Genomic DNA, 20,347 nt, shown 5'->3' on the forward strand with positions numbered 1-20,347 from the left:
GCCGTGCCCCTTCCCACCGGTCCCCGCCCGCCGGTCACGGCGGGTCGGCCGGTCCGCTCGCACCGCGGAGGCGGCCGACGTGGGTGGCTGCTGCGGGGGACGTCGGACCCGCCGGCTTTCCGTGCGCCCGCCCGCCATCCGCCGGTAAGAAACCGTTCAGCCGCATCCACCCGGTGCGATCAGGGAAAGAGACCCCTCACGGGGTACGGGACACCCCGGCCAGGGAGGGCACCGCCATGGCGTCAGGGCAGGAGCTGGAAACCGCGGCGCGCGCACACGGCACGGCGCGCGGAGCGGCACACGGCGCGGCGCACGGCGACGGGCCGCCGTGGCCGGGCAGCTGGCAACCGCTCGGCGCCCGGTTCCGCACCGAGCCGGACGGCCTCCGCGGCACCAACTTCGCGCTCTGGGCGGCCGGCGCCGAGGCCGTGGAGCTCTGCCTCTTCGACGAGGACGACCGGGAGACCCGGCACCGGCTCACCGAGCAGGACTTCCAGGTCTGGCACGGCTTCGTCCCGGGCGTGCTCCCCGGCACCCGGTACGGCTTCCGCGTGCACGGCCGCTGGGACCCGTGGACCGGCGCCCGCTGGAATCCGGCCAAGCTGCTGCTCGACCCGTACGCCCGCGCGGTCGACGGCTGTTACACCTCCCACGACGCGGCCTGCGCCGCCGCCCGCGGCTGGCCCGAGGCGGAGGTCGCCGACACCGTCCGGGACAACCGCGACTCGGCCCCGTACGTGCCCAGATCCGTCGTGGTCCAGGACGACGACGACTGGTACGACGACCACCGCCCGAAGACCCCGTGGGCCGAGACCGTCCTCTACGAGGTGCACGTGCGGGGCTTCACCCTCCGCCACCCCGGGGTCCCGCCCGAACTGCGCGGCACCTACGCCGGTCTGGCGCACCCTGCCGCCGTCGCCCACCTTACCGGCCTGGGCGTCACCGCGGTCGAACTGCTGCCCGTCCACCAGCACGTCAGCGAGGACCACCTCCAGGCCCGCGGGCTGGTGAACTACTGGGGCTACAACACCGCCGCCTACTTCGCCCCGCACGCCGGCTACTCCGCCGCAGGCTCGCGCGGCGGCCAGGTGGGCGAGTTCAAACGGATGGTGCGCGCGCTGCACGCGGCCGGGATCGAGGTGATCCTCGACGTGGTCTACAACCACACCGCGGAGGGCGCCGAGCTCGGCCCCTCGCTCTCGCTGCGCGGGATCGACAACTCGGGCTACTACCGCCTGCCGCCCAACCGCCCGCGCGGCTACGCCGACTACACCGGCTGCGGGAACACCCTGGACACCCGCCGACCGCAGGTGATCCGGCTGATCACCGACTCGCTGCGGTACTGGGTCACCGAGATGGGCGTGGACGGCTTCCGATTCGACCTGGCGGCCGCGCTGGCCCGGGGCGGCGACGCCGTCGACATGGACCACCCCTTCCTCGCCGCCGTCGCCCAGGACCCGGTCCTGAGCCGGGTGAAGCTGATCGCCGAGCCCTGGGACGTCGGCCCCGGCGGCTACCAGGTCGGCGGTTTCCCGCCGCTGTGGGCCGAGTGGAACGACCGCTACCGGGACACCGTGCGGGACTTCTGGCGCGGCGCCCGCCCGGACGTCCGGGAGCTGGGCTACCGGCTCACCGGCTCCTCCGACCTCTACCAGCGCGGCGGGCGGCGGCCCTACGCCTCGGTCAACTTCGTGACGGCCCACGACGGCTTCACCCTGCGCGACCTCGTCTCGTACGACCGCAAGCACAACGAGGCCAACGGCGAGGCCAACCGGGACGGCACCGACGACAACCGGTCCTGGAACCACGGCGCCGAGGGCGAGACCGCCGACCCGGCCGTCAACTCCCTGCGGCAACGCCAGCTGCGCAACCTGACGGCCACCCTCCTGCTCTCGGCCGGCGTCCCGATGCTCACCGCCGGCGACGAGTTCGGCCGCACCCAGGGAGGCAACAACAACGCCTACTGCCAGGACAACGAGGTCGGCTGGGTGGACTGGTCGCTGCTGGCCGACCCGGCCTGGCGCGGGCTGTACGAGTTCACCGCGCGCCTCGTCCGGCTGCGGCGCGCCCACCCGGTGCTGCGGCAGCGGGCGTTCTTCTCCGGCCGCGCCCCCGCCCCCGGCGGCCAGCCGGACCTGGCCTGGTTCACCGCGCTCGGCAAGGAGATGACCGAGGCCGACTGGTTCACCCCGACCGCCGGTCTGGGCATGCTGCTCTCGGGCGCGGCGATGTCCGAGCGGGACCGGTACGGCCGGCCCCTGCGCGACGACAGCTTCCTCCTGCTGCTCAACTCCGGGCCCGAACCGGTCACCTTCACCCTGCCCGGGGAGCCCTGGGCGGCGCCCGGCGCACGGTACGAGACGGTCGTGGAGACGGCGGCGGACGACACCGGCACGCACCTCCCGCAGGACGCGGTCGTCCTGGCCGGGCGCTCGCTGCGGCTGTTGCGGACACCGGACGGAGGCGGCCGTCCGTCCGGGCCGTCCGCCGGCGCCTGACCCCGGACGCCCCGCCGCCCCCGGAGGCCACGGAGAGCCGGGGAGGGCCAGGGAGGGCCGGGGAGGCCCACCGAGGGTCACCCGTCACCCCGTCACCGGAGCCGCCGGAGCACCACGGCCGGAACACCGCCGCCGCCGGGTCCGTGGCCGGTATTCGACGACAGGTCCGAAAAACCGGATGAGAAATGACGGCCACCCGGCCTACCCTCACGGCGATGGCCGAGAACCAGACTCCCGACTCCGCGCCCGCCCACCGGTCGACGGTGCGCTCACTGCTGCGCCTGTGGCCCTACGTCCGCCCGATCCGCGCCCGGCTGGCCATCTCGGTCAGTGCCGCACTGCTCGCCGCGTTCAGCGTGCTCCTCGTCCCGATCGTGCTCGGACGGATCGTCGACGGGCCGATCGCCGAGCACGACCTCGGCGGGCTCTGGCCGCTGGTCGGCCTGCTGCTCGTGCTGGGCCTCGCCGAAGCGGCCCTCTTCTACACCCGCCGGGTGGTACTGGCCAGACCGCTGTCCAGGGTGGAGACGGCGATGCGCGGCGACCTCTTCGCCAAGCTCCAGCGGCTGCCGGTCTCCTTCCACGACCGCTGGGGCTCCGGCCAGCTGCTCTCCCGCGCCACCTCCGACATGTACACCATGCGGCTGTTCCTGGCGTTCCCACTGGTCTTCCTGATCGTCAACTCGGTCACCTTCCTCGCCGGCACCGGCCTGATGTTCACCCAGGACTGGCGACTCGCCCTGATCGCGCTCGTCCCCGTGGTGCCGCTGTTCCTGCTCACCCGCCGCTTCGAGTCCGGCTACTCCGGTGCCGCCCGCCTAGCGCAGGACCAGAACGGCGACCTCGCGACCGTCGTCGAGGAGTCCGTCCTCGGCATCCGCATCCTCAAGGCCTTCGGCCGCCACCGCTCGATGGCCGAGCGCTTCCGCGACCACTCGCGGGACCTGCGCCGCACCGAGCTGAAGAAGGCCGGACTGCTCGCCAACCTCTGGGCGCTCATCGTCGGGCTGCCCGAGCTGGCCCTCGGCTGCGCCCTCGCCGCCGGCGCCTACCTCGTCGCCCACGACGAGCTGAGCGCCGGCACCCTGGTCGCCTTCCTCTCGACCGCGCTCGCGCTGCGCTGGCCGGTCGAGTCGCTGGGCTGGCTGCTCGCGTACGCCAACGAGGCCGCGACCGCCACCGACCGGTTCTTCGAGGTCATGGACGAACCCGAGACCGAGGCCGGCGCCCCCGGGGCCGACCTCGCCGCAGCCACCACGGCCACCGCCACGGCCGCCGGACTCGACGGCATCCGGCTCACCGGCGTCCGCTTCCGCTACCCCGACGCCCCCGCCGACACCCCCGACCTGCTCCGCGGCATCGACCTGCACATCCGCAGCGGCGAGACGATGGCCCTGGTCGGCGCCACCGGCAGCGGGAAGACCACGCTCACCGCCCTCCTCCCCCGGCTGTACGAGGCCACCGGCGGCACCATCACCCTGGACGGCCGGGACATCCGCGAGCTCGACCGGACCCGGCTGCGCGAGCTGGTCGCGGTGGCCTTCGAGGAACCCACCCTGTTCTCCGCCACCGTCCGGGAGAACGTGCTGATGGGTGCTCCGGGCGCCGGGGACGACCGGCTGCACGCCGCGCTCGCCACCGCCCAGGCCGGCTTCGTCGAGAAGCTGCCGGAGGGCGTCGGCACCGAGGTCGGCGAGCAGGGCCTGAGCCTCTCCGGCGGCCAGCGCCAGCGGCTCGCCCTGGCCCGCGCGGTGGTCGGCGATCCGGCCTTCCTCGTCCTGGACGACCCGCTCTCCGCGTTGGACGTGCACACCGAGGCGCTGGTCGAACGCGCGCTGCGCCAGGTCCTCGGCTCCGCGACCGCCCTGGTGGTCGCCCACAGGCCGAGCACCGTCATGCTCGCCGACCGGGTGGCGGTGCTCGTCGACGGCCGGATCGAGGCGGTCGGCACCCACCAGGAGCTGCTGCACGGCTCCCCGCACTACCGCGAACTGATGTCGGGCGAGGCCGCCCTCGTCCCCGAGGGGAGCACCGCCCGATGACCACCACCGTCGAACCCGCCGGCCGGAAGGCGGGCGACACCGGGACGGCCGATCCGAAGGCCGCCGACCCGAACCCGACCGACGCCGAGGCCCACGGCAGGACGTCGGTGGACGCGAAGTCGGTGGACGTGAAGTCCGCCGGCACGAAGTCCGCCGGTCCGGGCGCCCCGGGCGACGAGGAGGAGCTGCCGCCCCCACCGGCCGACGAGGAGGACATCCCCGTCCCGCCGGGCGCGCCCGGGGTGCTGCTCCGCTCGCTGCTCGGCCCGCACCGGGGCCGGGTCGTCGCCGCCATGGCGGTGATCCTGCTCCAGCAGGCCGCCCTCCAGGCCGGACCGCTGCTCGTCGCGGTCGCGATGGACCGCGGCATCCCCGCGCTGCGCGACGACGACGCCGGACCGCTGATCGCGGTGATCGGCGCGTACCTGGGCTGCGCGCTCCTGGGCACCGTGCTCCAGTGGACGTTCATCAAGATCAGCGCCCGGGTCAACCAGGACATCCTGCTGGAGCTGCGCGGCCGGATCTTCCGGCACGCCCAGCGGCTCAGCCTCGACTTCCACGAGCGCTACACCTCGGGGCGGATCATCTCCCGGGCCACCAGCGACGTGGACGCGCTGCGCGAGCTGCTCTCCGAGGGGCTCCAGGAGCTGCTCACCGTCTTCCTCTCGGTCTGCTCGATCTCGGTCATCCTGCTGGTGCTCGACTGGCGGCTCGGCCTGGTCACGCTGGCCTCGTTCCTGCCGCTCTGGCTGGTCGCCCGGTCGTTCCGGCGCCGTTCGCGCCGGGTCTACCGCCGCTCGCGCACCTCGGCGGCCTCACTGATCGTCCGCTTCACCGAGACGATGAACGGCATCCGCCCGGTGAAGGCGTTCCGCCGCGAGCGGGCCAACGACGCCGCCTTCGGCGTGGTGAACCGCCAGTCGGCGACCGCCACCGCGGACGGCCTCCTGGAGATCGCCCGGTACGTCGGCCTCTCCCGCGGTACCGCCAACGTCTGGACCGCCGGGACGGTGCTGCTCGGCGCCTACCTGGTGACCGACGGCAGTGTGGCGCTGGGCGTGCTGACCGCGTTCGTGATCTACCTGCGCCGGCTGTACGACCCGATCGACCAGCTGGCGATGTTCCTGAACAGCTACCAGTCGGCCGCCGCCGCGCTGGAGAAGATCGCCGGACTGCTGGCCCACGAGCCGACCGTCGCGGAGCCGGCCGAGCCGAAGGAGCTGCCCGCGACGTCCTCCCTGGGCCGCGAGGTGCGCTTCGAGAAGACCCGGTTCGCGTACCGCACCGGCAAGGAGGTGCTGCCGCCCTTCGACCTGGTGCTGCCCGCCGGCCGGACCGTCGCCGTGGTCGGCGCGACCGGGGCCGGCAAGTCGACGGTGGCCAAACTGCTCGCGCGGTTCTACGACCCGACCGAAGGCCGGATCACCCTGGACGGGGTGGACCTGCGCGACCTGGCCGGCCCCGAGCTGCGGCGCGGGGTGGTGATGGTGACCCAGGAGTCCTTCCTGTTCTCCGGCACGGTCGCGGAGAACATCGCGATCGGCCGGCCCGGCGCCACCCGGGACGAGGTCGAGGAGGCCGCCCGGGCGATCGGCGCGCACGCCTTCATCGCCGAGCTGCCGGACGGCTACGACACCGACGTGCGCAAGCGCGGCGGGCGGATCTCGGCCGGCCAGCGCCAGCTGGTCGCCTTCGCCCGCGCCCTGCTCGCCGACCCGGCGGTGCTGATCCTGGACGAGGCGACCAGTTCGCTGGACGTGCCGGGCGAGCAGGCGGTGCAGCGGGCGATGCGCACCGTGCTGGCGGGCCGGACGGCCGTGATCATCGCGCACCGCCTCTCCACCGTGGAGATCGCCGACCGGGTCCTGGTGATGGATCAGGGCCGGATCGTCGAGGACGGCACGCCGCGCGAACTGATCGACGGCGCCGGCCGCTTCGCGGAGCTCCACCAGGCCTGGCGGGACAGCCTGGTCTGACTCCGACCTGCCGCCCCCTTCAAAGCCCGTAAGAGACTCTGGACCCTTTCATCCATTACCGAAAGGGTCTAGAGTCGTTTCCGGGCCTTACCGATCCGTGTTCGGGACCGAAGGAGCGACCATGGTCGACCGACAGCACTGGGAGCAGTGGCAGCGCAGCTGGGACCGCCAGCAGGAGTGGTACCTGCCCGACCGCGAGGAGCGGTTCCGGGTGATGCTCGACGTCGTCGAGGCGGTGACCGGGCCCGAGCCCCGCGTCCTCGACCTCGCCTGCGGGACCGGCAGCATCACCGAGCGGCTGTTCGCCCGGCTGCCCGGCGCCGTCAGCGTCGGCGTCGACCAGGACCCGGCGCTGATGACCATCGCCCGCGGTGTCCTCGGCGACGACCGGCGGTTCACCCTCATGACCGCCGACCTCAAGGACCCGGAGTGGGCCCGGGCCCTGCCGCCCGGGTCGTTCGACGCCGTGGTGACCGCGACCGCCCTGCACTGGCTGCCCACCGACGACCTGGTCCGGCTCTACGGCGATCTCGCCGGGCTGGTCCGGCCCGGCGGCGTCTTCCTCAACGCCGACCACACCCCCGAGGCGTCGATCCCGCTGCTCAGCGCCGCCGACGCGGCCCTCCGGCACCGGCGCCAGGAGCGCGAGACGGCCGAGGGCGTCCTCGACTGGGAGGGCTGGTGGATCGCCGCCGCGGCCGACCCGCTGCTCGCCGAGCAGGTGGCCGCGCGGAACGCGATGTACGGGTCGCACGCCGACGGCGCGTCGCATCCGGCCGACTGGCACACCGGGCGGCTGGTCGAGGCCGGGTTCCGCGAGGCCGGGGTGGCGTGGCGCTCCGTCAGTGACGCCCTGGTCGCGGCGGTCCGCTGACGCCGCGAACGGCGGGTCCCCGGCCACCGGGGGCCGTCGGCCACGGCCCCCGGCCCGGCGGTGAGCCACCGCGGACGGTGCGGCGGGGCGGCGCGCGACACCCGACGGGGCGGGGACCGGACCGCCCGGCTCCCCGCCCCGCCGGCGGGTTCAGCGCAGCAGCCCGGCGTCCATCCCGGACGCCTCCGGGGGCAGCGCGACCAGTCCCAGCTCGGCCGGCGAGGCCAGCCTCGGATGGGCCGGCAGCACCCGGACGGTGTAGCCGAACGGACCGGTGCGGCAGAGCTCCAGGGAACCCTCGTACCTCGTCCGCCCGTCGAGGTCGGGCCCGCCGACCGGTTTGAGGGCGAGCAGGCAGCCGTCCGAGATCCGGTCCGACTCGTCGACCCGGCCGGAGACGGCCTGCACCTCGACGTCCGCGGGTTCCAGCGGACCGAGCGCGACCTGCACCCGCAACGCCAGCGAACTCCCCAGTTCCTGCGCCTCGTCCGGGCAGTCCGCCTCGACGTGCTCCACCCGGACGGCCGGCCAGCCCTCCCGGACCCTGGCCTTCCAGGCGGCCAGTTCACGCGCTCCGGCGTGCGGGACGGCGGTCGGCCCGGTCTCCAAGCCCCCCGCTTCACCGACGACACCCGCCTCCGCCGCCGTCCCGACGACCCCGGCCGCCCCGACGACCCCTGCCGTCCCGACGGCCGGGCCGGCCGCCGCCAGCTCGCGCTGGGCGACCGCCGCCGGGGCGTAGAGCCGCTCCACGTACTCGCGGACCATCCGGCCGGCCAGCACCTTGGGACCGAGGGTCACCAGGGTGTGCCGGACCATCGCGATCCACCGGTGCGGCAGCCCGTCGCCGCCCCGGTCGTAGAAGCGGGCGGCCACCTGCTCCTCGATCAGGTCGTACAGCGCGGCGGCCTCGATGTCGTCCCGCCGCTCGGCCTCCCGGCTCTCCGGGTCGAGCACCCCGTCGCCGGTGTCGGCCGTGGGGATCGCCCAGCCGTTCTGGCCGTCGAACCACTCGTCCCACCAGCCGTCCAGCACGGACAGGTTGAGGCAGCCGTTGAGCGCCGCCTTCATCCCCGAGGTGCCGCAGGCCTCCAGCGGGCGGAGCGGGTTGTTGAGCCAGACGTCGCAGCCCGGGTAGAGGTGCCGGGCCATCGCCATGTCGTAGTCGGGCAGGAAGACGATCCGGTGCCGGACGGCCGGGTCGTCGGCGAAGGCCACCATCTGCTGGATCAGCCGCTTGCCGCCGTCGTCGGCCGGGTGGGCCTTGCCTGCGACCACGATCTGGACCGGTCGGGTCGGGTGCAGCAGCAGGGCGCGCAGGCGCTCCGGGTCGCGGAGCATCAGGGTGAGCCGCTTGTACGAGGGCACCCGGCGGGCGAACCCGATGGTGAGGACGTCCGGGTCGAGCACCGAGGCGACCCAGCCGAGTTCGGCCTCACCGGCGCCGCGCTGGCGCCAGGAGGCGCGCAGCCGGCGGCGGGCCTCGTCGACCAGCTGGGCGCGCAGGGTGCGGCGCAGCTCCCAGATCTCGGTGTTGCCGATCCGCTCCAGGCCGGTCCAGCGCTGGGTGTCGCCGGTGGTCATGGCCGCCTCGGCGCGGTCGGCGCCGATCTCGGCGGCGCCGAGCCGGACCACCGCCGGGTCGATCCAGGTCGCCGCGTGGACGCCGTTGGTGACGGAGGTGATCGGGACGTCGGCGGTGTCGAACCCTGGCCAGAGGCCGCTGAACATGGACCGGCTGACCTCGCCGTGCAGGGTGGAGACGCCGTTGGCGCGCTGGGCGAGCCGCAGACCCATGGCAGCCATGTTGAACAGCTTGGGGTCGCCGCCGCGCCAGCTCTCGGCGCCGAGTGCGAGGACCTGCTCGACCGGGACGCCGGGCAGGGCGGTGTCGCCGCCGAAGTGCCGGGCGACCAGGTCGCGGTCGAACCGGTCGATGCCGGCCGGGACGGGCGTGTGGGTGGTGAAGAGGGTGCCGGCCCGGACCGATTCCAGGGCCGCTGCGAAGTCGAGTCCGGCGTCGGCGACGAGCTCGCGGATCCGCTCGACGCCGAGGAAGCCGGCATGGCCCTCATTGGTGTGGAAGACCTCGGGGGCGGGGTGGCCGGTGAGCCTGCCGTAGGCGCGGACGGCGCGGACACCGCCGATCCCGAGCAGCATCTCCTGAAGGAGCCGGTGCTCGCTCCCGCCGCCGTAGAGGCGGTCGGTGACGTCGCGCTCGGCGGGCGAGTTGGCCTCGATGTCGGAGTCGAGCAGCAGTAGCGGGACGCGCCCGACCTGGGCCTTCCAGACGTGCGCGGCCAGGGTGCGGCCGCCGGGCAGCGCGAGGTCGATCCGGCAGGGGGTGCCGTCGGTCTCGCGGAGCAGGGTGACGGCCAGCTCGTCCGGGTCGAGCAGCGGGTAGCGCTCCTGCTGCCAGCCGTCCCGGTCGAGGGACTGCCGGAAGTAGCCGTGCCGGTAGAAGAGCCCGACGCCGATGATCGGGACGCCGAGGTCGCTCGCGGCCTTGAGGTGGTCCCCGGCGAGGATGCCGAGGCCGCCGGAGTACTGGGGCAGCGCGGCGGCGATGCCGTACTCGGGCGAGAAGTAGGCGACGGCGGCGGGCAGCGGGACGTCGGCCGCCTGCCCGGCCGACTGGTACCAGCGCGGGCCGGCCAGGTACTCCCGGAGGTCGTCGGCGAGGTCTCCGAGTCTGCGCAGGAAGCGCCGGTCGGTGGCGAGCGCGGCGAGCCGGGCGGCCGGGACCTCCCCGAGCAGTCGCACCGGGTCCTCGCCGGTCGCGGCCCAGACCTCCGGGTCCACGGACCGGAAGAGGTCCCTGGTCTCGGGGTGCCAGGACCAGCGCAGGTTGAGGGCCAGCTCGTGCAACGGCTGGAGTTGTTCGGGCAGGACGGTGCGGACGGTGAATCTGCGGATTGCCTTCACGGCGTGAAGCGTAGCCGCGGCCACTGGCATGATGGTGCGTCAGTTGGTCTATTCGACCTCCGTTCGGCCTATTGATGAGATCGCATTCGGCGCATTGGGCTGCACGGGGGGCGCACGAGGCGCACTTTTCCGGGAGCCGCGCCACCAATACGTGAACACGGCGGAAAAGATCCTTTTCCGGTGACGGTTCCGACCCCGATCACGCCCGAAACTACTGTCATACCGCTGCGAAAGTCGTGTCGCCGATGCGACGATGAGCCAAGGTCGTTGATGCTTCGGGGTGTGCGGAGACGGGTGGCGCTCCCCCGAGAAGCAGCACGTCCGAATCCTTTTCGCGTTGACCGTTCCCCTTCTTCCTTGGTCCATTCGGCGCTCACCGCGCACCGACGCGTGTCCTCGGACTCGGCCTGCTCGTTCACGGGTGGGTTGGGTCACCCAGGGGTGTGCCCCGAGAGGCGTGCGCCGGGACGCGCGCGGGCTCTCGGGGGTCCCGCCACGGGCTCGGCGGGAGCGGGGCAGGTTGCCGGGGACGGCGGCGCGGGCAGGCTTCCGGTCGCACGTCCTCCCCACCCAGCAGTCCTCCCGGTACTCCCCTGGCCCCGCCGGCCCGCGGGAGCTGCCGCCGATCTCGGGCAGGAGTTTGGCATGCACGGCGACACGCGGGACCAGTCCACACCGGTGGCCGACAGCCCCGACGCAGCGGTCGCGGAATCGGCCGGACGGATGGATTCTGACATCCGGACAGACGCGTCGATGCCGGGTCCCCGGGGAGCCGGGGCTATCCGTACGGAGCGAGCGGACGAACCGGCCCGACAACCCGGGGCCGAGGAGAGCCGACCTGCGGCACCGCGCAAGCGCACCACCACCACACGGCGCAGCGCGACCGCCGCCGAGCCCGCCACCGCGAAGGCCGGGACCGGCACCGAGCCGGTCGGCCGCGGCGCCGCGACACGCAAGCCCGCCGCCGGCAAACCCGTCACGAGCAAACCCGCCGCCCGCAAGCCCGCCGCCCGCAAGACGACAGAGAGCGACACCGTGATCGGCCGCATCCCCGTCCTGGACGTCAGCCCCCTCGTAGACGCCGGCCGCCGCCCGGCCAAGGCGGTGGCCGGCGAGACCTTCCTGGTCACCGCGACCGTCTTCCGCGAGGGCCACGACGCGGTCAACGCCAACGTGGTCCTGCGCGACCCGCGCGGCCGCAGCGGCCCGTGGACGCCGATGCGCGAGCTGGCCGAGGGCACCGACCGCTGGGGCGCGCACGTCACCCCGACCGCGCCGGGCCGCTGGTCGTACCTGGTGGAGGCGTGGTCCGACCCGGTCGCCACCTGGCGCCGGACGGCGTCGATCAAGCTGCCGGCCGGGATCGACACCGCGCTGGTCCTGGAGGAGGGCGCCCAGCTGCTGGAGCGGGCCGCCTCCGGGGTGCCGAAGAAGGACGGTCGGGCCCAGGTACTGGCCGCGGTCGACGCGCTGCGCGACCCGGGTCTGCCGCCGCTCTCCCGGCTGGCCGCCGCGCTCGCCCCGGACGTCCAGGAGCTGCTGGCCCGGTTCCCGCTGCGCGAGCTGCTGAGCGCCTCCCGCCCGCTCCCGCTCCAGGTGGACCGGGAGCGGGCGCTGTTCGGCTCCTGGTACGAGTTCTTCCCCCGCTCGGAGGGGGCGGTGGTCGACCCGTCGGGCGTCGAGCCGCCGCGGTCCGGCAGTCTCCGGACGGCGGCCGAGCGGCTTCCGGCGGTCGCCGCGATGGGCTTCGACGTGGTCTACCTGCCGCCGGTCCACCCGATCGGACGAGCCTTCCGCAAGGGGCCGGACAACACCCTGACGGCCGGTCCGCACGACGTCGGCTCGCCGTGGGCGATCGGCTCGCCAGAGGGCGGCCACGACGCCGTCCACCCGGACCTCGGCACCATCGAGGACTTCGACCACTTCGTGGCCGAGGCGGCGGCGCTGCACCTGGAGGTGGCGCTGGACTTCGCGCTGCAGTGCTCGCCGGACCACCCGTGGGTGAACAAGCACCCGGAATGGTTCAGCCACCGCACCGACGGCACCATCGCCCATGCCGAGAACCCGCCGAAAAAGTATCAGGATATTTATCCGATCAACTTCGACCAGGACATGGACGGAATCGTCAAGGAGACGATCCGGGTGCTCCGGTTCTGGATGGCCCACGGCGTGCGGATCTTCCGGGTCGACAACCCGCACACCAAACCGGTGGCGTTCTGGGAGAAGGTGCTCGCCGACATCGCCCGCACCGACCCGGACGTGGTGTTCCTGGCCGAGGCGTTCACCCGCCCCGCGATGATGCACACCCTGGGGAAGATCGGTTTCCACCAGTCGTACACGTACTTCACCTGGCGCAACACCAAGCAGGAACTCATCGAGTACCTCACCGAACTCTCCGGTGACGCGGCCGCCTACATGCGGCCCAACTTCTTCCCCAACACGCCGGACATCCTGCACGACTTCCTCCAGCACGGCGGTCCGGCCGCGTTCGCGGTGCGCGCCGTACTGGCCGCCACCCTCTCCCCCAGCTACGGCGTGTACGCCGGCTACGAGCTGTACGAGAACGAGCCGGCACACCCCGGCTCCGAGGAGTACCTGCACTCGGAGAAGTACGAACTGCGCCCCCGGGACTGGAGCCGCACCGACACCCTCGCCCCGCTGCTCACCGTCCTGAACCGGCTGCGCCGCCGTCACCCGGCCCTCCAGCAGCTGCGTTCCCTGCGCTTCCACCCCACCGACAACGACCAGGTGCTCGCCTACTCCAAGACCGCCCTGACGCCCGACGGCCTCACCGACCACGTCATCACCGTGGTGAACCTGGACCCGCACCACGCCCAGGAGGCCACCGTCACCCTCGACGGGGAGGGGCCGTACGCGGTCCACGACGAGCTCACCGGCGCCGCCTACACCTGGGGCCGGCACAACTACGTCCGGCTCGATCCCTCAACCGAGCCGGCTCACCTCCTCACGGTTCGGAGGAACCCAGCGTGACAGTGAACGAGCCCGTTCCCGACACCTTCCCCGAGACCTCGAAGAAGAACCTGGACCCGGAATGGTTCAAGCGTGCGGTCTTCTACGAGGTGCTGGTGCGGTCCTTCCAGGACAGCAACGGCGACGGGGTCGGGGACCTCCGGGGGCTCACGTCCAAACTCGACTACCTGCAGTGGCTCGGGGTCGACTGCCTCTGGCTGCCGCCGTTCTTCGCCTCACCGCTGCGCGACGGCGGGTACGACGTGGCGGACTACAAGTCGGTCCTGCCCGAGTTCGGCGACCTCGCCGACTTCATGGAGTTCGTCGACGCCGCCCACCTGCGCGGCATGCGCGTGGTCATCGACTTCGTCATGAACCACACCAGCGACCAGCACCCGTGGTTCCAGGCCTCCCGGGAGGACCCGGACGGCCCGTACGGCGACTTCTACATGTGGGCCGACGACGACAAGCAGTACCCCGACGCCCGGATCATCTTCGTCGACACCGAGACCTCCAACTGGACCTACGACCCGGTGCGCAAGCAGTACTACTGGCACCGGTTCTTCTCGCACCAGCCGGACCTCAACTACGACAACCCGCGCGTCCAGGACGAGATGATCGCCGGGCTCCGGTTCTGGCTCGACCTCGGCATCGACGGCTTCCGGCTGGACGCGGTGCCGTACCTGTTCGCCCGCGAGGGCACCAACTGCGAGAACCTGCCGGAGACCCACGAGTTCCTCCAGCGGGTCCGCAAGGAGATCGACGCCAACTACCCGGACACCGTGCTGCTCGCCGAGGCCAACCAGTGGCCGGAGGACGTCGTCGACTACTTCGGCGACTTCGCCTCCGGCGGCGACGAGTGCCACATGGCGTTCCACTTCCCGGTGATGCCGCGGATCTTCATGGCGGTCCGCCGGGAGTCCCGGTACCCGGTCTCGGAGATCCTCGCCAAGACGCCGAGCATCCCGCGCGGCTGCCAGTGGGGCATCTTCCTGCGCAACCACGACGAGCTGACCCTGGAGATGGTCACCGACGAGGAGCGCGACTACATGTACGCGGAGTACGCCAAGGACCCGCGGATGCGCGCCAACGTGGGCATCCGCCGCCGGCTCGCCCCGCTGCTGGAGAACGACCGCAACCAGATCGAGCTGTTCACCGCGCTGCTGCTCTCCCTCCCCGGCTCGCCGGTGCTCTACTACGGGGACGAGATCGGCATGGGGGACAACATCTGGCTCGGCGACCGGGACGGCGTCCGGACCCCGATGCAGTGGACCCCGGACCGCAACGCGGGTTTCTCGTCCGCCGACCCGGGCAGGCTCAGTCTGCCGCCCATCATGGATCCGGTGTACGGCTACCAGGTGACCAACGTCGAAGCACAGCAGAGCAGTTCGAGTTCACTGCTGCACTGGACGCGTCGCATGATCGAGATCCGCAAGCTCAACCCGGCCTTCGGCCTCGGGACGTACACCGAACTGCCCTCCAGCAACCCCGCGGTGCTGGCCTTCGTCCGTGAGCACGAAGGGGACCTGGTCATGTGCGTGAACAACTTCTCGCGGTTCGCACAGCCGACCGAACTGGACCTGAGGCAGTTCGGAGGACGCTACCCGGTCGAGCTGATCGGCGGAGTGCGCTTCCCCTCGATCGGCGAGTGGCCGTACCTGCTCACCCTCGCCGGGCACGGCTTCTACTGGTTCCAGCTCCGCCGGCCCCCCCGGTTGAGCGGAACCAGGCATCCGAAGTAACGATCCGGCAGCCGCCGGAAGCACATCGAACCCTCCGGGGGCGCGAGTTCGAACCCGCGCCCCCGGAGTTCTCTGCACCACCGCGTACGGAGAACAGCCCAACGGCCACCCACACGAAGGCGTGACACCCGGGCGCAACGCTCGCGTGCCGTCGCCGCCGCGCCGCCGCAATCCGGAAGACTGACGGACCCGGCCAGACCCGTCGGGCAGTCCGCCCGCCTCTTCCGGGGAAAGGGAGTCATGTCCGAAACCTCCCGTTCTCAAGCTCCACTGCACCGTGACACCCCCGCCGGCTCCGCCGTGCCGGTCGGCACGCGAGGCGCCGGGGCCCGGAGAACCGCCCTGGGGGTCAGCGAACTCGTCCAGGCGGCTCTGCCCCTGATCGCCGAGTGGCTCCCCACCCAGCGCTGGTACGCCGGCAAGGGACGGCCGATCACCGGCCTCACCCCCCTCGTCGGCACCCCCCTCCAGGTCGGCGACCCCGCCCTGCTGCACCTGCTGCTCCGGGTCGAGCACGCCACCACCGCCGGCGCGCCGCACGGCGACCTGTACCAGCTGCTGCTCGGCATCCGCTCGCAGGGCCCGGCCGGCATCGAGCCGACCGCCGTCCTCGGCCGGCTCACCCAGGGCCCGTACGACGGTGCGGCCCTCTACGACGCCGTGCACGACCCCGAACTCACCGGTCGGCTGCTCGAACACCTCGCCACCGGCGACCGGTTCGGCTCGCTGTCGTTCCGCCGCACCCCCGGCTCCGGGCTTCCCACCAACCTCCCGGGCCGCGCCTCCACCGCCGAGCAGTCCAACAGCTCGGTCATCTACGGCACCTCCTACATCCTCAAGCTGTTCCGGCGCATCCACCCCGGCACCAACCCCGACCTCGAACTCTCGCTGGCGCTCTCCCGGGCCGGCTCGACCCGCATCCCCCGGGTCGCCGCCTGGTTCGAGAGCCGTCTGGAGCGCGCCGAGCCGGCCACCCTCGGGCTGCTCCAGCGCTACCTGCCCGAGGCCGAGGACGGCTGGGAACTCGCGCTCGACCAGGTCGGCCGCCTCAAGGGCGACCCGTCCCCCGGCAACTTCGCCATCGAGGCCCACCGGCTCGGCCGGGCCACCGCCGAGGTCCACCGGGTACTGGCCCGCTCGATGCCCGTCGCCCGCCTCGACCGCGCGCAGACCCGACGGCTGGCCTCCGCGATGACCGACCGCCTCGACAGCGCGGTCGCCGCCGTCCCCGGGCTGATGCGCTACCGGGCCGCGCTGCGCTCCGCCTTCCAGCAGATGGCCGACGCCCACCCCGACGGCCTGCCGGTCCAGCGGATCCACGGCGACCTGCACCTCGGCCAGGCCATGCGCACCCCGCACGGCTGGGTGCTGCTCGACTTCGAGGGCGAACCCGCCAAGTCGGTGACCGAGCGGCGCGAACCGCAGACGGCGCTGCGGGACGTGGCAGCGATGCTCCGTTCCTTCGACTACGCCGCCGCCCACCTGCTCGCCGGCGGGCCGTCCGACCCGGAACTGGCCCACCTCGCGGCCGCCTGGGCGCAGCGCAACCGCACCGCCTACAGCGCCGGATACACCGCCGGCGGCGGCACCGACCCGGCCGCCTCCCCCGAACTGATGCGCGCCCTGGAGATCGACAAGGCGGTGTACGAGGTCGTGTACGAGGCCCGGCACCGGCCGAGCTGGCTGCCGATCCCGCTCGCCGCCATCAACCGCCTGGCGCTCACCGTCTGATCCCGCTCCGTCCGGCTCCGTCCGGCTCCACCTGTCGCCACCCGCTGTCCCCCGCTCCACCCGAGTCCACCCTCATCCGCCGGAACCAGCCGCCGGCGAGTTCACCGACGCCCCTCCGAACCCGCCGGCCCCGATCCAGGAGGTCCTCGCAGTGACGCCGCTCGACCCGCCAGGCCGCACCACCCGCACCGTGCCGGCCACCTTCCTGGCCGGCCCGGACTCCCCGCAGCGCGAGCCCGCGACCGCCCGGCGGGCCGAGCCGCGGCCGCCGGCCGTACCGGCCCCGGCCAACGCCGCCCCGGCCAACGCCGCGCCGGCCCCGGTCGGGGCCCCGGTCGCCGGCCCCGAGGCCCGCGACGCCCCCGCCGGCACCAGGACCGCCGCCGCGGCAGCCGGGGTCTCGGCCGGGCGCCCGGCCGACACCGGGACCACCGACCGGGCGGGTGCCGCCGCCGAGGCCGCCGCACCGTCCGGGGCACTGCGGCTGCCCGAGGCGCCGCTGCCGCCCGCCGAGGTCGACCGGCTGGTCGGCGGACAGCACCACGACCCGCACTCCCTGCTCGGCGCCCACCCCGTGCACGGCGGCACCGCCATCCGGGTGCTCCGCCCGTTCGCCGAACGCGTCGTCGTCGAGACCGCGCTCGGACCCGCCGAGCTCACCCACCAGCAGAGCGGCCTCTTCACCGGGCTGCTCCCCGGCACCGGACCCGCCGCGTCGGACCCGGTCGACTACCGGCTGCTGGTCAGCTACCCGGGCATCGAGCCGATCCGCCAGCACGACGGCTACCGCACCCCGCCCACCCTCGGGGACCTCGACCTCCACCTGATCTCCGAGGGCCGGCACGAGCAGCTCTGGCAGGCCCTCGGCTCCCACGTGCGCACCGTCGACGGGGTCGCCGGCACCGCCTTCGCCGTCTGGGCGCCGAACGCCGCCGGGGTCCGCCTGATCGGCGACTTCAACCACTGGGACGGCTCCGGCCACCCGATGCGCTCGCTCGGCTCCTCCGGCATCTGGGAGCTGTTCGTGCCCGGCCTCGGCGAGGGCACCCAGTACAAGTACGAGATCCGCACCCGGCAGGGCTGGATCCTCGACAAGGCGGATCCGCTCGCCCGAGCCGCGCAGATCCCGCCCGGCACCGCCTCGGTCGTCACCACCTCCGCCCACCGCTGGCAGGACGACGAGTGGATGGCCGGCCGGGCCCGCACCGCACACCACCGCGCCCCCATGTCGGTGTACGAGCTGCACCTGGCGTCCTGGCGCCCCGACCTCACCTCGTACCGCGCCATCGCCGAGGAACTCCCCGGGTACCTCAAGGAGTTGAACTTCACCCACGTGGAGCTCATGCCGGTCATGGAGCACCCCTTCGGCGGCTCCTGGGGCTACCAGGTGTCCGGCTACTACGCGCCCACCGCCCGGCTCGGCACCCCCGACGACTTCCGGCACCTGGTCGACACCCTGCACCGGCACGGCATCGGCGTCATCGTCGACTGGGTGCCGGCGCACTTCCCCAAGGACGACTTCGCACTCGCCCGGTTCGACGGCGAGCCGCTGTACGAGCCCGCCGACCCGCTGCGTGCCGAGCACCCCGACTGGGGCACCCTGGAGTTCGACTACGGCCGCGTCGAGGTGCGCAACTTCCTCGTCGCCAACGCGGTCTACTGGTGCGAGGAGTTCCACATCGACGGCCTGCGGGTCGACGCCGTCGCCTCGATGCTCTACCTCGACTACTCGCGCGAGGGCGGCGCCTGGACCCCCAACCAGTACGGCGGGCGGGAGAACCTCGACGCGGCCTCGTTCCTCCAGGAGATGAACGCCACCGTCTACCGCCGCTGCCCCGGCGTCATCACCATCGCCGAGGAGTCCACCGCCTGGGACGGCGTCACCCGGCCCACCGACAGCGGCGGCCTCGGGTTCGGCCTCAAGTGGAACATGGGCTGGATGCACGACTCGCTGGTCTACATCGGCAAGGAACCGGTGCACCGCAGGTACCACCATAACGAGATCACCTTCTCGATGGTGTACGCCTACTCCGAGAACTACATCCTGCCGATCTCGCACGACGAGGTGGTGCACGGCAAGCAGGCCCTGGTCTCCAAGATGCCCGGCGACTGGTGGCAGCAGCGCGCCAACCACCGCGCCTACCTCGGCTTCATGTGGGCCCACCCGGGCAAGCAGCTCCTCTTCATGGGACAGGAGTTCGCCCAGGGCGCCGAATGGGACCACGAGCAGGGCCCGCAGTGGTGGGTGCTCGACGAGCAGTGGCCCGCCCACCAGGACCACCTGGGTGTCCGCCGCCTCGTCCGCGACCTCAACCGCCGCTACCTCGACGCCCCCGCCCTCTGGGAGCTGGACACCACCCCGGCCGGATTCCGCTGGCTCGACGGCGGCGCCGCCGAGGACAACCTGCTCTCCTTCGTCCGGTACGCCGCGGACGGCACCCCGCTGGTCGCCGTCTGCAACTTCTCCCCCGTGGTCCGCCACGGCCGGCGCGTCGGCCTGCCCGCCCTCGACGGCCGCGACCAGCTCTGGGAAGAGGTCCTCAACACCGACGCCGAGACCTACGGCGGCAGCGGCGTCGCCAACTCCCGCCCCGTGAAGTCCGAGCCCGTCGAGTGGAACGGCCAGCCCCGCAGCGCCGAACTGGTCCTCCCCCCGCTCGCCACCCTCTGGCTGCGCCCCGTCTGACGCTCCCGGCGGGTGCCGGCCCCGGGCCCGGCACCCGCCCCCGCGGCGCGGTCGCGCCCCGTGGCAGGGGCCGTTGTGCCTGGCGGCGGTGGCCCCTAGGCTCCCCCGGGCGGTTACTGATCGTCGGCGGCTGGGGGGCCTCGCGCGTGGCAACGTTCCTGGGGTGGGCCTACGTTCTGCTGCCCCCGGCCTGCTGGGCGGTGCTGGCGCGCACCCGCACGACCGGAGCGACGGTCGGCGCCGTCCTCGCCGGCCTGGCGGCCGTCCCGGTCGGACTGGAACACGGCTGGTTCCACAGCCGGGCCACCGCCGAGTCCGAGGCCGGCTATCCGCTGGCCGCCGGCCTGGTCGTCCTGGCCGGTGCGCTGGTCGAGCGGCGGCGGTGCGGCCCCCGGCCGTCCCCGGAGTACAGCCGCCCGGTGGCCGTCGCGACCCTCGCCACCGCCGCCCACAGCCTGATCGGCCTCGTCATCGGCCTCCTCTACCAGCTGGCCGTCCACGAGCCGTACTCCCCCGCCCGGGCCGAGTTCTCGCTGCCGGCCGGGCTCACCGTCGAACACGACAGCGGCGACGATCCCCGCTGCGCCCTGCACTTCTGCGTCCGCGAACTCACCCTCGGCAGCCCCGAGGGCCTGCCCGGCTCCGAGGTGGGCCGCCGGGTGCGCGAACGGCTCGCCGCCGACGGCTGGCGGCCCGGACCGAACGACACCCTCCGCCGCCGGCACGGCTGGCTGCTGGACAAGCGGGTGACCGTGCTCCGCCTCGACGAGCTCGACCGGGGAGCCGTGGTCGAGCTCGTCGGCCCGGACCGCTTCTCGCCCCTGTGACCTTCGCCCCTTGCCGGGGTACGACCACTCTGCTCGCGGACGGGCGTTCAGGGTGCGAAGGTATGGTCGATATGAC

At 73.2% G+C, this 20,347-nt stretch carries 10 protein-coding genes; 9 read left to right on the forward strand and 1 reads right to left on the reverse strand.

From position 1 onward, the window contains the following. Positions 1–236: 236 nt before the first annotated feature. From glgX to PUR61_RS31865, 4 genes are all read left to right on the forward strand, one after another. Positions 237–2,498, forward strand: coding sequence for a glycogen debranching protein GlgX (glgX, locus tag PUR61_RS31850; RefSeq protein WP_329882971.1), 2,262 nt, complete (start codon positions 237–239; stop codon positions 2,496–2,498). A 215-nt stretch (positions 2,499–2,713) separates the two neighbouring features. Beyond that, entirely contained in the window at positions 2,714–4,540 is a 1,827-nt protein-coding gene (locus tag PUR61_RS31855) for an ABC transporter ATP-binding protein (protein WP_329882972.1), read from the forward strand. Next, the gene (locus PUR61_RS31860; RefSeq protein ID WP_329882973.1) at positions 4,537–6,516 is read left to right on the forward strand and encodes an ABC transporter ATP-binding protein; all 1,980 of its coding nucleotides are present in this window, start codon (positions 4,537–4,539) and stop codon (positions 6,514–6,516) included. The genes PUR61_RS31855 and PUR61_RS31860 overlap by 4 nt, the downstream gene beginning before the upstream one ends. 121 nt (positions 6,517–6,637) lie before the next feature. Beyond that, positions 6,638–7,390 carry a class I SAM-dependent methyltransferase gene (locus PUR61_RS31865; protein ID WP_329882974.1) on the forward strand — a complete coding sequence of 251 codons (753 nt, stop codon included), beginning with the start codon at positions 6,638–6,640 and terminating at the stop codon, positions 7,388–7,390. A 150-nt stretch (positions 7,391–7,540) separates the two neighbouring features. On the opposite strand, the gene glgP is transcribed toward PUR61_RS31865, so the two are convergent. Then, the gene (gene glgP / locus PUR61_RS31870) at positions 7,541–10,315 is read right to left on the reverse strand and encodes an alpha-glucan family phosphorylase (protein ID WP_329882975.1); all 2,775 of its coding nucleotides are present in this window, start codon (positions 10,313–10,315) and stop codon (positions 7,541–7,543) included. Positions 10,316–11,350: 1,035 nt separating this feature from the next. On the opposite strand from glgP, the gene PUR61_RS31875 reads away from it, so the two are divergent. The 5 genes from PUR61_RS31875 (at position 11,351) to PUR61_RS31895 (ending at position 20,271) form a co-directional block, all read left to right on the forward strand. Next, positions 11,351–13,306, forward strand: a complete 1,956-nt coding sequence (locus PUR61_RS31875; RefSeq protein ID WP_329883199.1) for an alpha-1,4-glucan--maltose-1-phosphate maltosyltransferase — start codon at positions 11,351–11,353, stop codon at positions 13,304–13,306. Further along, on the forward strand, positions 13,303–15,027 hold the full coding sequence (gene treS / locus PUR61_RS31880) for a maltose alpha-D-glucosyltransferase (protein WP_329882976.1): 1,725 nt from the start codon (positions 13,303–13,305) through the stop codon (positions 15,025–15,027). The genes PUR61_RS31875 and treS overlap by 4 nt, the downstream gene beginning before the upstream one ends. A gap of 240 nt (positions 15,028–15,267) precedes the next feature. Continuing rightward, positions 15,268–16,758: a maltokinase N-terminal cap-like domain-containing protein gene (locus PUR61_RS31885; RefSeq protein ID WP_329882977.1), complete on the forward strand. Its 1,491-nt coding sequence runs from the start codon at positions 15,268–15,270 to the stop codon at positions 16,756–16,758. 151 nt (positions 16,759–16,909) lie between these two features. After that, entirely contained in the window at positions 16,910–19,444 is a 2,535-nt protein-coding gene (gene glgB, locus PUR61_RS31890) for a 1,4-alpha-glucan branching enzyme (RefSeq protein WP_329882978.1), read from the forward strand. Positions 19,445–19,590: 146 nt separating this feature from the next. After that, complete coding sequence (locus PUR61_RS31895; protein ID WP_329882979.1) at positions 19,591–20,271, forward strand: hypothetical protein; 681 nt, start codon at positions 19,591–19,593, stop codon at positions 20,269–20,271. The last annotated feature ends 76 nt before the right edge of the window (positions 20,272–20,347 follow it).

Source organism: Streptomyces sp. BE20, from assembly GCF_036322525.1.
Lineage (GTDB): Bacteria > Actinomycetota > Actinomycetes > Streptomycetales > Streptomycetaceae > Kitasatospora.

Bases quoted from the DNA above. Each gene is read 5' to 3' on its own strand.
- glgX (WP_329882971.1), top strand. From the start codon at position 237: ATGGCGTCAGGGCAGGAGCTGGAAACCGCGGCGCGCGCACACGGCACG.
- PUR61_RS31855 (WP_329882972.1), top strand. From the start codon at position 2,714: ATGGCCGAGAACCAGACTCCCGACTCCGCGCCCGCCCACCGGTCGACG.
- PUR61_RS31860 (WP_329882973.1), top strand. From the start codon at position 4,537: ATGACCACCACCGTCGAACCCGCCGGCCGGAAGGCGGGCGACACCGGG.
- PUR61_RS31865 (WP_329882974.1), top strand. From the start codon at position 6,638: ATGGTCGACCGACAGCACTGGGAGCAGTGGCAGCGCAGCTGGGACCGC.
- PUR61_RS31885 (WP_329882977.1), top strand. From the start codon at position 15,268: ATGTCCGAAACCTCCCGTTCTCAAGCTCCACTGCACCGTGACACCCCC.